Here is a 13,606-nt window from a genome sequence, read left to right as displayed (position 1 = left end):
TAGACCAATAATTTAAAAGATACCCTTAGCAGTCATCACAATTTCATTGCAGTCATCAACTCACTACCACGCTCAATATCTGTCGGAAGTGAAACCATTTCTGTCGGAAGATAAGTGTCTTGATTCGTCACGATGACTGGTGTTTCGACTGGATAGCCTGCTTCTTTGATAGCTGAAATATCAAAACTTATTAACTTATCACCAACCTTGACATGATCCCCTTGTTTAACATGAGCTTCAAACCCTTTTCCATCAAGGTTAACCGTATCCATACCAATGTGCATTAGAATTTCTACACCATCTTTAGAAACAAGACCAATAGCATGTTTCGTTGGGAAAAGCACCGAAACAATACCATCTACCGGCGCAACCAATTCACCTTCTGTCGGATCTATAAGGACGCCTTGTCCCATAACCCCTTGAGCAAATACTGGGTCAACAGCAGTGCTAAGTTCACGCGCTTGACCAGTGAGGGGACTTTGCAGAATAACTTTTGTTCCTGATGGAACTTGTGCATCTTCCACTGATGTTGAAGCAGCTGAAGCTTCTTCTACTTCTTTTCCTTCATCTTCTGTTTTAGTGAAAATATTTGCTTTACGGAAGAAGATGGTCAGGGCAAATGGAACAGCGATAGCAACTGCCATACAAACAAAGAATGGAATCATGTATTTGGTGTTAATCGCCATGAAGCCTGGCAGTCCGCCGACACCGATAGAGTTAGCCTGAACATTGAAGGTTGTTGACAAAAGGCCTGCAATACCAGAACCAATCATTCCTGCCACAAATGGGTAAACGTATTTCACATTGACACCGAAGAGGGCTGGTTCTGTAACGCCTAGATAAGCTGAGATAGCTGCTGGAAGTGAAATTTCAGCTTCACGTTCATTTTTACGATTCATCCAGTAGTAAGCCAAGACGCCTGAACCTTGAGCAATATTTGACAGGGCAATCATTGGCCAAAGGCCAGTTGTGTGAGTAGCTGTGTCCGCAATTAACTGGGTATCGATCGCATTGGTCATATGGTGCAGACCAGTAATAACCAACGGCGCATAAAGGGCACCGAAAATTGCACCAAAGAGCCATTTCACAGGGCCAGTCAGACCTGCCAGAACCACGAAGGAAATACCTTTACCGATAGTCCAGCCAATTGGACCTAACACGGTATGCGCCAAAATCAGAGCTGGAATCAAGGACAGAAATGGAACAAAAATCATTGACACCACTTCTGGAATGCGTTTCCGCCAGAAAATTTCAAGATAAGATAAGGACAGACCTGCTAAGAGGGCTGGAATAACTTGTGCCTGATAACCGATACGGTTAACGGTAAAGAAACCAAAGTCCCAAACCCAATTTTTCGCAATTTCTGCTGCGGAAGTACTTCCCACTGCATAAGCATTCAGCAACTGAGGAGACACCAATGAAATCCCGAGTACAATCCCTAAAATCTGAGTCGTTCCCATCTTACGCGTCACAGACCAAGTAATCCCCACTGGAAGGAAGTGGAAAATCGCTTCACCTGGCAACCATAAGAAATGGTTAACCCCACTCCAGAAAGTGGAAACCTCAACAATTGTTTTACCGCCTAAGAAATCAAACGGAACCCCTTCGAGGATGTTACGGAATCCTAAAATCAAACCACCCACGATAATGGCTGGAATAATCGGTGTAAAAATCTCAGCCAGCATGGTCATCACCCGCTGAATTGGGTTTTGGTTAGATTTGGCTGCTGACTTAGCCGCTTCTTTAGACACGCCTTCAATGCCAGAAACAGCAGAGAAGTCATTGTAGAAAATCGGCACGTCATTTCCGATAATAATTTGGAATTGCCCCGCGTTTGTGAAAGTTCCTTTAACAGCTGAAATTTTCTCAATTGTTTTGACATCAGCCTTACTTGGATCTCCCAAAACAAAACGCATTCGAGTTGCACAGTGGGTTACCGCGACAACATTTTCTTTACCGCCAATTGCCTGTAACAGCTCGCGGGCTTCTTTTTCAAATTTTCCCATGATAGGACTCCTTTTTTATAAAATAGCAGAGCTTTTGCCCTTATTAGCAAGAGTTGATCTCACTTGACTCGAAATCTTACGTACGGATGATTTACACCTATATTGTAATCGTTTACTTATTTGTCTGCAAGTTGTTTGTGATAAAAAAATAATTTTTCACCCTAAATCAAGCTAGTTGTATGGTAAAATAAAAACAACTTAAAATTAATTTTTTGTTTAGACATCATTATACAGGGAAAATAACATGAAAAAATATGAGCATATCTTTAAACAACTCGAAGAATCCATCCACAACGGCAGCTACCTCGTTGGAGACTACCTCCCAACCGAATCCGAACTAACTCAGATTTACCAAGCTAGTCGCGATACGATTCGTAAAGCCCTATCACTACTAGCTGAAGCAGGGTTAATCCAAAAACGCCATGGATCCGGTTCTCAAATCATCAAGCACGAACACATCAATTTTCCAGTCTCAGAGCTTACCAGTTACCAAGAACTTGTCAATAAATTGGGAATAAACTCAAAAACAAATGTTATCAGCATTGATAAAGTAATTATCAACAAGGCACTAAATGACTTAACAGGTTTCCCTATTAACAGTCTTGTTTGGCGCATAACGCGTCAAAGAGTTGTTGATGGGACAGCCTCCGTTCTTGATATTGATTACCTTAGCAAGGCTATTGTCCCAAATTTCACACGAGAAATAGCAGAGCGTTCAATCTATAATTACTTAGAAAATCAATTGCATTTAGACATCGCTTATGCCCAAAAAGAAATTACAATTGATCAACTTACTGAACAAGATAAAATTCTCCTTGACATCGGCTCTGAACATCATGTCGTTTCTGTTAAATCAAAAGTCTATCTCACCACTAATCAGCAATTTCAATTCACTGAGAGCCGACACAAACTTGAAAAATTTAAATTTATTGATTTTGCTCGGAGAAAAACCGATACTCAATGACAATCAATGTCATACACTAAGAACCTGTATTTACAAGTGAAGTGCTTTTATATAAGAGATAGTTTTTTGCTAATCAAGGTAGTTTTTTGAGGGAATACTGACTGTATTTTGAAAAAAACTAACGAGGAGTAGCTCAAAAACTAGCCTTATACTCAATGAAAATCAAAAGTAGCCTAGGAAACGAAGCCGACGATAGAACTTGAGTTCATCAAGGCAAGTTGACAACGGATAATTTTGATTTTCGAAGAGTATTAGATGGAGGTACTGAACTGTGAATACAGGTTCTAAGATAGATAAGATTGAAGTTCATCAAGCCAACAATAGCTGAATTGGATTTCAAAAAGTTTAAAACACCTCTCTTCACCTTTATCAAGTTAAAAGTATTCTACTTTTACTCTCTACAAAAATGATGAACTTGCCTTGCTTGTTAGCAAGTTTGCAGTTTCTCCTCGCTTGACATTCTTCAGACATTTTTTGATAATAAAAGCATGATAACCTTTTTAATTCCTACTGCTAAAGAAATGAAAATTCTGACTCAGAGCTCTCATAAGCCACTAACTTCAAAAAGCTCTGCTATTGCCCATGAACTGGCAAAGTTATCCACAGATGAACTAGCCAGATGCTACAAACTCAGCCTTCCTGCTGCCGAGGAAGAAGCCAAACGTTGGGCTCTTCTTGTTACCAATCAAGCAGCAAACTACCCGGCCCTACACCTCTTTAACGGTCTTATGTATCGGCACATTGTCCGCGAAGAGTTATCCACAGACGAACTTGCTTACTTAGACGAGCATATTTTTATTACAAGTGCCTTATACGGGATCATACCCGTGCGTGAAAGTATTGCTGCGCACCGACTAGACTTCAACACGCCTTTTAAGATTGATGGCAAATCCCTAAAAGCCTTTTGGCGTAAGGAGTTTGACAATTTCGTCACCAATAACAAAGTAGTAATTTCTTTACTTTCCAGTGAGTTTGAAGAGGTTTTTTCCACCTCTATTCGCAAAAATTTTGTCAATGTTATTTTCATGGAAGAAAAGGATGGGCAACTCAAAAAACATTCTACAATTTCAAAAAAAGCACGCGGACAATTTTTAACTGCAGCCGTGAAAGCCTCTGTAGAGACTGTTACAGAGATTAAATCCCTAACATTTGGTGGTTTTAGCTATCGCCCTGACCTATCAACTGAAGAACAACTTGTTTTTGTTAAAGTAGTTTCATAAATTGAAAAAGACTTTTCCACAAGATTTCCTCTAAATGAACAGGAATTGTGGAAAAGTCTCTTTTTGAAAATGCTTTTTGTAAGCTTATTTAGACACTCTTTGGATATTAGTTCTTACTAAAACCCACAGCTTTATCCACACTTATTCACAAGTTGTGGATAACTCTATCTTATTTCTGGGGATAACTTGTGGAAATCAGACCTCTGTAAAACCTATACGCAATGACAATCCAGAATAGCTTAGTAATGCACATTTAGTTTTTTAAGTTGTCCTACATCAAACAAGTTGACAACCGAGAAAGTTAGGAAAGGTTTTCAATATCCTTGAAATCACTCTATTACCGCTCTTAAAAAACTGGGCATTTCGCCCAGCCCAGTTTACTTATATTAAACGGTCACGTTTGATTTGCTCAAAATTTTGGTCACCATCATTGAGCTTATCCCAGATAACGACTTTACCTTGAGCCAAAGATTTTTGCACATCAATGATACGTTGGTTTGACGAGCCACGAAACTGCAACATGAGGTTGCGCTTGGACCGATCATAGCGTCCATCTACCAGAATATCTACCATACTTAATAATTCTAACTTATCTGGCGTTTCTAGCATCATCTCTTCCCAAGTGTAGCCCGTCCAAGACCAGATATCTTTCTCAGGCAGTTCCTTACGAATTCGTTTGACAAGCGGAATAAGAATACCTGTATTCAGAAAAGGTTCCCCACCCAGCAAGGTTAGACCTTGAACATAAGGTTGCGCCAAATCTGCCATAATCTGCTCTTCTAATTCTTGTGTGTAAGGCATGCCCGCTTTGAAATTCCATGTAGCCACATTATAACATCCCTGACAATGAAACATGCACCCCGCAACATATAGTGAGTTCCGTACACCTTCTCCATCCACAAAATTAAAGGCCTTGTAATCAATAATTCGTCCCTGACTAAGTTCTTCTGATTTCCACTCTCCGGGTTTTGGCGTATTCCATGTCTCTACCATTGCATCCTCCTATTTATTGAGCGTATCTATCCAATAGCGTTCAGTTCCCTCCCTGACATCTTCTAAAATACCACCGCAAGCCAAGATTGTTCTTCGACTAGCTTCATTGGTTTTATCACAAGTAATTAACACCTTGGATAAATTTTTTTTAGCTGCTTGTCGCAAACCTTGCCTTAGTTGCCCTTTGGCATATCCTTTATGGCGCTCACTAGGTCTAACAGAATATCCTATATGACCGCCTTTTTCCAAAAGAGTCGCATTTAAGGCAAGCCGCAAATGTAAAAAACCAATTGCTCTGCCATTATCAAAAGAAACAAACTGAATAGCTGGCACCCAACCATCTGGAATATTAATCCCCATCTCTGCGTGAGCATTTCCAACCAACCACTCCTCGTAGTCAAAATTTTCAGTATTCCAAAAACCACCATCAGTTCTAGAGCCTGTCGCTTCAAACTCAGTCATCATATCCAAGACAGCTTCCTTGTCAGCCAAAGTTGGTCTTCGTAGTTCCATTATTTCTTCTTCCCAACTTTTTTTAATAAAGCCTGTACACGTGCTTTCTTATCGCTTTTGACATTGGAATGTTTCTCGTGAAACCGTTCCACTTGCTGCATACCTTTATAATCTAATTGATACTTTCCCACTATCTTCTCCTTCTATGATAAAAACAAAAAAATAAACTTTTCATAGCCTTTGAAATTCAAAGTTTCTCTATCACTTTCTGTTCTAGAGAGACGTACAAAATGATAAAACACATCAATTGGACAACTATAAAAAGTAAAGCCTAACTTTCCAAAATCTGCTCAAGGATTCCAAAAACTTCTTTATGACTTGCACTATAGAGCTTCATCAAATCATGGCGACAAAATCTGAGATTGGCCTCAAAGAGCATAAAATACAAGAAGCTGGTGACTTCAGTCCCAGCCTCATAATATCACTGATGAACTCCTGGGTTCTTAATTGTTGAACCATTCATATGTTTAACACGGGCCGAAATCTCCTTGTGACGACCGTTTACCATAGGACGCGCTTGAGGGTTGCCAAGGTAACCGCAAGTCCGTTTAACCACATCTACCGTCTTAGGATCGCTATTCCCACAATTGGGACAAGTAAAGCCACGCTCGGTTGGTTCAAAGTCTCCTTCAAAACCACATTGATAACATCTATCAATCGGCGTGTTGGTTCCCAAGTAACCAACACGGTCATAAGCGTAATCCCAAACAGCCTCCAAAGCCTTTGGATTTTGCTGAAGAACTGGATACTCACAGTAGTGAATGAAACCACCTGAAGCTCCTGCTTCTGGATAAACTTTTTCAAAGTCCAACTTTTCAAATGGCGTTGGATTTTTACGAACATCATAGTGGAATGAATTGGTATAATATTCCTTGTCCGTAATATCAGCCACGATGCCAAATTTTTCAGTATCCAAACGGCAGAAACGATCTGTTAGGCTTTCTGATGGGGTAGAGTAAACCGAAAAATGATAATCGTATTCATCAGACCAATCTGAGCATAACTTCTTCATAGCACGAATGATAGAAACCGTAAATTCTTTAGCTTCTGCATTGTGTTCCCAATTTCCACCATAAAAGACAGTAGCGACTTCGTAAAGCCCGATATAACCAAGCGATACCGTAGCACGACGATGTTTGAAAAGTTCATCGACATTGTCATATTTTCCAAGGCGTTGACCAAAGGCACCGTACTGGTAGAGAATTGGAGCATTGGCAGGAGTCGCTTCCTTGACACGCTCCACGCGGTAAACAAGAGCATCCCTAGCAATTCCCATACGTTCGTCGAAGATTTCCCAGAATTTATTTAAGTCCCCGTTTGACTCCATAGCAATACGAGGCAAGTTGACAGTGACAACACCAAGGTTCATACGGCCTGAGTTGACCTCCACCCCATTTTCATCCTTCCATCCTTGCAAGAATGAACGGCAGCCCATTGGTGCCTTGAAAGAACCTGTCAAACTGATAATCTTATCATAAGAGAGCACATCTGGATACATACGCTTAGTAGCACACTCAAGAGCCAGCTGCTTGATGTCATAGTTTGGTGTCCCAACTTCTTTATTGAGGCCACTCTTCAACGTGAAGATGAGTTTAGGAAAAATGGCTGTGCGATGCTCTGAACCAAGCCCTTTGATGCGAATTTCCAAAATAGCCTTTTGAATTTCACGTTCAAACCAGTTAGTTCCCAAACCAAAACCAAGTGAAGTAAATGGAGTCTGCCCATTTGAAGTGAAAAGTGTATTGATTTCATATTCAAGGCTTTGCATGGCATCATAGATATCTTTTTTAGTCTTGGCACGCGCATAATCTTCACGCTTATCCTCAGCAACCCACTCTTGTGCATCCTTGAGATGTTTTCGATAATTGAGCTCCGCATATGGTGCTAAAAATTCATCAATGCGGTCTGCCGTACAACCGCCATACTGGCTTGAAGCCACATTGGCAATGATTTGCGAAATCTGAGCTGTTGCTGTTTGAATAGACTTAGGACTTTCAACCTCAGCATTTCCAATCTTGAAACCATTCGCCAACATCCCTTTAAAATCGATAAGGCAGCAGTTAGTCATCGGTGTGTATGGACTGTAATCAAGGTCATGGTAATGAATATCACCTTTTTGGTGAGCATTCGCAACGTGGGCAGGTAACATCTTGAGACCGATTGATTTACCAACGATACCTGCTGTTAAATCACGCTGTGTATTAAAAACATCACTATCCTTGTTTGCATTCTCATTAACAACCGTTTGATCCTTATTGAGTAATTTATCAATAGTAAAGTTGATATCAGTCGCTTTAGCACGATCAAAATCACGTTTTGTCCGATAATTGATGTATTCTTTAGCGATAGCATACTCGTTTGCTTCTAATAATTCATGTTCAACGATATTTTGAATTTCATAAATTTTAATATTATTTTGAAAACGTTCATAAATTTCAGCAATGACACGATCCGCAATAGCCTCCAACTTAGCCTCAATCAATGGTGACATTTTGGTCACATTGTTGCTTGCCTTCAAGAGTGCACTATAAATTTTATCTGCGTCAAAATTCACTAAGCGGCCATCTCGCTTAATAACTTTCATGTCTGAACGTGTCACTATTTTTTCTTTTTCCAAGGTCATCATCATAAAATCCTCCGCTCAACTATTATATCATGAGAGGGAAAAAAATCAATATCTTGTGTTAGTTTTTTTAAATAAACACAAGATATTGATTTTTCATTATTTTTTCTTGTAAATCGTGAAACTAGAAACACCATCTACTGAAAGCGGATCGTAATTAGCTTTGAGATTGTTTTCTATTGTCTCAGAAATTTTTTCATCATTATTTACCACTACAAATGCTGACTTATTTTGAAGAAGTTCATCTTCTAATAACTTCGCCTGCGATTTTTTCATCGTGTTGACCGAAGGAAGCGGAAACTCTGTACTACTCTTCAATTGTCCATCTATGTAAATTTTGGCTGAATCATCCCAAACATAGACCTTGTCATCACTAGCCACCTGACTTGAAAGGTAGGTGGCGACTGTTGAACGTTGAGCGTTAATATCAAGTGAACTGACATAGTGGAAAGCTGACAAACCTATACTTACTAAAAAGACGAAAACAGGGAAATACAGATGACGTTCCAAATACAACTCAAAGAAACGAGCACCCTCACGACCTGATTTTTTACTACGATGGGCAGATTTACTACGACTTGATTGATAATAGTGATTTAACCCCAAAACAGACAATACCAAACCAAATGGCAAGAAGTTTAACAAGTGATACAAATGAAAATCTTGAGATAGGCAAGCAATAACAAGATAGACAATAGCAGTGAGAAAAATTAGCCATTTTGCAATTTTATCTTCTCCTTTAGAAATGTGCTTAAGGAAAGTAAAAAATCCGAGAAGCAATCCCGATGCTAAAGCAGCGAACATTTGGAAAGCAATTCCTAATAGAAAATTTTCCTTACCAGCTGCAAAGAAAGTAAAAGGGTACACCACAGCCTGTTTCAGATAAGGCAATAAAATCTGCAAATTGAGAATAAAGAAACCAGCTGTATAAAAGACTAAAATAGTTCCAAAAATGATGCACAGAAGCTGATAAAAACCTCTAGCAACATGTTTTTTACCAATATTATAAACTCCAATTGTTAAGAAAGACAAAGCCCAGAAAACCAAGGTGCGAGGATCTAAAAGCATGGCAGCAGCTCCTGCAAAGCCATAGAGAATAAAGGCTTCATCCTTAATAATTCCTGCAAAGTATTTCACCAAAAACCAGAGAGAGACTAGCACAAAAGGTATGGCCCATTGGCTAGGATATAGACCACCAAACCCTAATGCAATGTTCAACAAATAAAAAATAGTATTGGCTGCCGCAGAAATTTTGGTACTATTGGTAAAATAATTAAAAATTTTATAAAGATAAATTCCTGATACGTAAGTTGCCAAGAAAGTGACCAAAACCAACCAGAGACTTGTGCCCAAATAGTACCCTATGGCAATCAAAACATAATAGAGAAAACCACCGGTAGCAAAGATATCACTAAAAGGTAACTGACCACTGGTCATCATCATACCGGTATAAATATTTTGAGATTGCAGACTATTTACCAAATCTGAAAAAAATGGTAAAGCAACTGTCAAACAGGCTGTTAAAATACTAAAAAAAGCAATATGAAATTTATGTACAAGTGGCACCTTTGTTTTTTTCGTTTCTTCGCGGTGCGTGTTTTTTTCTGCTTGACGACGTTGTGAACGACTATAGTCTACACGACTATCCTTCTCCAAGAGGAGCTCTTCTGGTGTTTGATTCACATCTCTTCTCCTTGACTAATATACTTCCAGTATATCAGAAACTAAGATTTAGTCAATTTTTCAATAAGTAAAGCATAAAATAAAATATCTCTAAAACGGTGATAGGTCTGCTTTTGATAGTCATCCAAAAAAAGTTCCTCTTCCTTGGTTAACAGTGATAATTTTGCCATTTGTTACCTCCAACCTATTTATTCGAAAATAAGTTAAGATAACAAAAAAGCTGGGACAATGCAATGTCCCAAGCTCCTTGTATCGTGATTTTACTTAAAAGATTAAACAACAGGAAAGTTTACCTACTTTAGTCAACTTTCCTGACATGCATCATTTTCAGACCACTTTCTTATATCTTATTCACCTTCATCTAGGAAGCTATTGAAAACTTCTTCGATCATATCCCACTCGGCATCCGAGTCTTCTGGAATTGGTTGAAGGTCACCTTCTGTACCATCTTCATTTTCTGTAAATGAGTAAGCTTGAATTTCAATTTCACCATTCACATCTTCTTCTGCACCCGCTGGTACCAAAAGAACATAGTTCTTGCCAAATTCTTCGCGACCATCAATGGTTAAAAGAATTTCAAATAAAGTTTCATTGCCTTGCTCATCTACCAGTGTAATGACTTCGTGATCATGGTCATGATCGTGATTATGGTTATGTGCCATAGATTCTCCTTTTTGTTTAAAACATTCTGTCTAAATAATTTTGTAAAATAAGCTGTGCCGCTAATTTATCAATGACTTTTTTACGTTTACCACGGCTAATATCAGCTTGTTCAACTAACATGCGCTCTGCCTGCACAGTCGTCAAACGCTCATCCTGATACTCAACTGGAAGATTAAATAAAGTTGTAATCTTCTCACCGTAGGCTTTGCTAGCCTCAACACGAGGGCCTTCTGTATTATTCATATTTTTGGGCAGACCAACTACAAACTTATCAACCTTGTATTGCTTAACAAGTTCTCCTAAGCGGTCAAAGCCAAATTCATCAGCTTCTTCATTGATTTTAATGATTTCAAGTCCTTGCGCTGTAAAACCGAGAGGGTCGCTAATCGCTACTCCGACAGTTTTAGAGCCGACATCTAGTCCCATGATTCTCATTTTAAATCAATCCCGTTTCCTTTAAGATAGTAGCGGACAAGTTCTTCAACGATTTCATCACGCTCATATTTGCGAATTTGGTTACGGGCATCATTATAGCGAGGAACATAAGCTGGATCCCCACTCAAGACGTAACCCACGATTTGATTGATTGGATTATAGCCCTTTTCGTCAAGCGAACGGTAAACCATTGTGAGTGTTTCACTGATTTCTTTTTTATTGCCGTCGTCTAATTTGAAGCGCACAGTCTCTTCTGTAAATCCCATACTTACACCTACTTTCTGAAATTCCATTATTCCTTATTATACTTCATTTAAAGATATTTAACAAGGATTTCAATTGCTTTTCATGTAAACTCTTACCACTCCTAAATTCTCAAAGTAAGTTCTAGTCTACCCCCAAAGCTGGAAATTAGACTGAGACAAAAAAATAAGGTAGAACTTACTATGGGACAAGTTGGTAACTGACAATGAAAAACAAACACTTAACTCTCTCTGATCGCAATGATATTCAAATAGGAATTGAACAGCTCAAAACCTTTTCGGCTATAGCAGCTAAGTTAGGAAAAGATCCGTCCACAATTTCAAAAGAAGTTCGGAGAAATAGGGTGACAAAAGAGAACTCTAGTGCTTCCAATTGTGAGGCCTGCCCTCTGCTCAAAAAGGCTCCCTACGTTTGTAATGCCTGTCCGAAAAAGAGATTGAACTGTGGATACCAGAAACAGTTCTACTATGCCAAAAGAGCTCAGCTTGATTATGAAGCTAAGCTCTCGGAGTCGAGAACAGGCGTTGCCCTAAACAAAGAAGAATTCTATCGTATGGACGAGATTGTCTCTTCAGCCATACAAAAGGGACAACATCTCAACCACATCATCGCCTCAAACGAACTTTCGGCATCCAGAGCTTCTATCTACCGATACCTTGAAAAAGGATATCTTTCCACAAAGCCTATTGATTTCCCCCGTGTCGTGAAATTCAGAAAACGTCGAACAAGAGATCTTCCTCCCATTCCTAAAACTGCCAAAGAAGGACGGTCCTATGAGGACTTCCAACGCTTTCTCACAAAAGAAGGCATCAGCTATTGGCTGGAAATGGACACCGTTACTGGACGGATTGGAGGAAAAGTTCTTCTAACCTTCAACCTCTCCTTCTGTAACTTTATTTTCGCTCGATTGCTTGATAATAAAACAGCTAATGAGGTCGCTAAACACCTCTACATTATCAAAAACGACCTGCATCAGAAAGAGATAGACTTCTGCGAACTATTCCCTGTCATTCTGACCGACAATGGTGGTGAATTCGCCAGAGTGGACGACATCGAAAGGGATGTTCGCGGAGAATCAAAGCTATTCTTCTGTGACCCCAATCGTTCTGACCAGAAAGGGAGAATTGAGAAGAATCACACACTTATCAGAGATATTCTTCCTAAAGGCAGTTCGTTTGACAACTTGACACAGGAGGACATCAACCTGGTTTGTTCGCATGTCAACAGCGTCAAACGAGCTTCTTTCAACGGAAAATCGGCTTATGAACTCTTTACATTTACCTACGGTGAGGAATTGGCAACACTTTTGGGTATCTCTAAAATTGACCCTGAGAACGTCATTCAATCTCCACGATTACTAAATAATCACTAGTTTTTATCAAAAAAATTAATCAAAAATAGAAAGGAACTTGTCCCATCCCAAATTCCAGATAGCTAGAACTTACTTTGAGACGTCTCAGAGCCAGTAACTTTAGTGTACTCTTTTTTTCAACAATTTCAAGCCAAAAACACCCTTGAAGCCTCATTTTAGTCAAAAACAGAACTTAGTCTGAGACTAAATTCTGTTGGTTTTATGCAGTTTTCTCATAGTAACTTCTGGGAGACTCAGACCTAGAACTTACTTTGAGAATTTACCAACTCTTACCACTCTTACAAAAAATCTTGAAATTTTTGAAAATCCTTGTTTTTTCAAAACATGGACCACTTATCCCTCCAAAATAACCACTTATTCCAAATTTATGGTTTTAGATGAGGATTTAGGTTATACTACAATCAGAAAGGGGGAGGTTCTTATGAAGCTCGAAATCTTCAAAAACATGATCATTCCTGAAACGCTGATTAAAATTTACACAGCGCAGCCTATTGACCACAAAACTCAGCAAGTAATTGACCTTGTCAAAGGCACAACTACTACGAATTATGTGCGTGCCTTTTGGATAGAAAAACTGTACTTTCTCCCTCCTAAGGATATTAGCCGCATTTATACAGACGGTAAAAAAGTCTGTCTAGAAACTACCGATAAAGTTTATACTAGCAAACTTCGCCTCTACCAACTAGAGCAAGAACTCCCTGAAAATTTCGTCAGAATTTCACATAGCGAGATAGTGAATATAGACTACATTAAACGACTTAATCTCAATTTAAAAGGGACTATTGAAATTACTTTAACAACTGGACAAACCAGTTTTGTCTCTCGGCGTTCCTTGAAAAATGTTAAGAAAGCGCTGGGGGTTTAAAAGAA

The 13,606-nt window shown here is 39.1% G+C and carries 14 protein-coding genes; 4 read left to right on the top strand and 10 right to left on the bottom strand.

Annotated features, from left to right (window positions below; genetic code table 11):
- Nucleotides 1–35: 35 nt before the first annotated feature.
- The gene (treP, locus tag ABZ559_RS00460) at nt 36–2,006 is read right to left on the bottom strand and encodes a PTS system trehalose-specific EIIBC component (protein ID WP_367006790.1); all 1,971 of its coding nucleotides are present in this window, start codon (nt 2,004–2,006) and stop codon (nt 36–38) included.
- A 244-nt stretch (nt 2,007–2,250) separates the two neighbouring features.
- On the opposite strand from treP, the gene treR reads away from it, so the two are divergent.
- On the top strand, nt 2,251–2,970 hold the full coding sequence (treR, locus tag ABZ559_RS00455) for a trehalose operon repressor (RefSeq protein WP_367006787.1): 720 nt from the start codon (nt 2,251–2,253) through the stop codon (nt 2,968–2,970).
- A gap of 488 nt (nt 2,971–3,458) precedes the next feature.
- Nucleotides 3,459–4,190 carry a peroxide stress protein YaaA gene (yaaA, locus tag ABZ559_RS00450; RefSeq protein ID WP_367006786.1) on the top strand — a complete coding sequence of 244 codons (732 nt, stop codon included), beginning with the start codon at nt 3,459–3,461 and terminating at the stop codon, nt 4,188–4,190.
- A 381-nt stretch (nt 4,191–4,571) separates the two neighbouring features.
- Here yaaA and nrdG read toward each other — a convergent pair whose 3' ends face one another.
- The 9 genes from nrdG to ABZ559_RS00405 form a co-directional block, all read right to left on the bottom strand.
- Nucleotides 4,572–5,183 (bottom strand): anaerobic ribonucleoside-triphosphate reductase activating protein, encoded by a 612-nt coding sequence (nrdG, locus tag ABZ559_RS00445; protein ID WP_273413716.1) that lies wholly within the window; start codon nt 5,181–5,183, stop codon nt 4,572–4,574.
- 9 nt (nt 5,184–5,192) lie between these two features.
- Entirely contained in the window at nt 5,193–5,696 is a 504-nt protein-coding gene (locus ABZ559_RS00440) for a GNAT family N-acetyltransferase (RefSeq protein WP_018376116.1), read from the bottom strand.
- Entirely contained in the window at nt 5,696–5,827 is a 132-nt protein-coding gene (locus tag ABZ559_RS00435) for a hypothetical protein (RefSeq protein WP_273413709.1), read from the bottom strand. The genes ABZ559_RS00440 and ABZ559_RS00435 overlap by 1 nt, the downstream gene beginning before the upstream one ends.
- Before the next feature lie 290 nt (nt 5,828–6,117).
- Nucleotides 6,118–8,322, bottom strand: a complete 2,205-nt coding sequence (gene nrdD / locus ABZ559_RS00430) for an anaerobic ribonucleoside-triphosphate reductase (RefSeq protein ID WP_367007667.1) — start codon at nt 8,320–8,322, stop codon at nt 6,118–6,120.
- 96 nt (nt 8,323–8,418) lie between these two features.
- Nucleotides 8,419–10,002, bottom strand: coding sequence for a DUF2079 domain-containing protein (locus ABZ559_RS00425; RefSeq protein ID WP_367006784.1), 1,584 nt, complete (start codon nt 10,000–10,002; stop codon nt 8,419–8,421).
- A 41-nt stretch (nt 10,003–10,043) separates the two neighbouring features.
- On the bottom strand, nt 10,044–10,172 hold the full coding sequence (locus ABZ559_RS00420) for a hypothetical protein (RefSeq protein ID WP_273413704.1): 129 nt from the start codon (nt 10,170–10,172) through the stop codon (nt 10,044–10,046).
- Nucleotides 10,173–10,349: 177 nt separating this feature from the next.
- Nucleotides 10,350–10,664: a DUF1292 domain-containing protein gene (locus ABZ559_RS00415; protein WP_367006781.1), complete on the bottom strand. Its 315-nt coding sequence runs from the start codon at nt 10,662–10,664 to the stop codon at nt 10,350–10,352.
- Nucleotides 10,665–10,680: 16 nt separating this feature from the next.
- A complete protein-coding gene (ruvX, locus tag ABZ559_RS00410) occupies nt 10,681–11,100 on the bottom strand; it encodes a Holliday junction resolvase RuvX (protein ID WP_367006780.1) in 420 nt (139 codons plus the stop codon).
- Nucleotides 11,097–11,366 carry an IreB family regulatory phosphoprotein gene (locus ABZ559_RS00405; RefSeq protein WP_026217175.1) on the bottom strand — a complete coding sequence of 90 codons (270 nt, stop codon included), beginning with the start codon at nt 11,364–11,366 and terminating at the stop codon, nt 11,097–11,099. The genes ruvX and ABZ559_RS00405 overlap by 4 nt, the downstream gene beginning before the upstream one ends.
- Nucleotides 11,367–11,569: 203 nt before the next feature.
- On the opposite strand from ABZ559_RS00405, the gene ABZ559_RS00400 reads away from it, so the two are divergent.
- Together ABZ559_RS00400 and ABZ559_RS00395 are read left to right on the top strand one after the other, a co-directional pair.
- Nucleotides 11,570–12,736 (top strand): IS30 family transposase, encoded by a 1,167-nt coding sequence (locus tag ABZ559_RS00400; RefSeq protein WP_367005779.1) that lies wholly within the window; start codon nt 11,570–11,572, stop codon nt 12,734–12,736.
- 421 nt (nt 12,737–13,157) lie between these two features.
- Nucleotides 13,158–13,601 carry a LytTR family DNA-binding domain-containing protein gene (locus ABZ559_RS00395; RefSeq protein ID WP_273403238.1) on the top strand — a complete coding sequence of 148 codons (444 nt, stop codon included), beginning with the start codon at nt 13,158–13,160 and terminating at the stop codon, nt 13,599–13,601.
- Nucleotides 13,602–13,606 lie beyond the last annotated feature (5 nt).

Source organism: Streptococcus sp. ZY19097 (assembly GCF_040731245.1).
Taxonomy (GTDB): domain Bacteria; phylum Bacillota; class Bacilli; order Lactobacillales; family Streptococcaceae; genus Streptococcus; species Streptococcus orisratti.
This window is presented reverse-complemented; position numbering and strand designations above follow the sequence as displayed.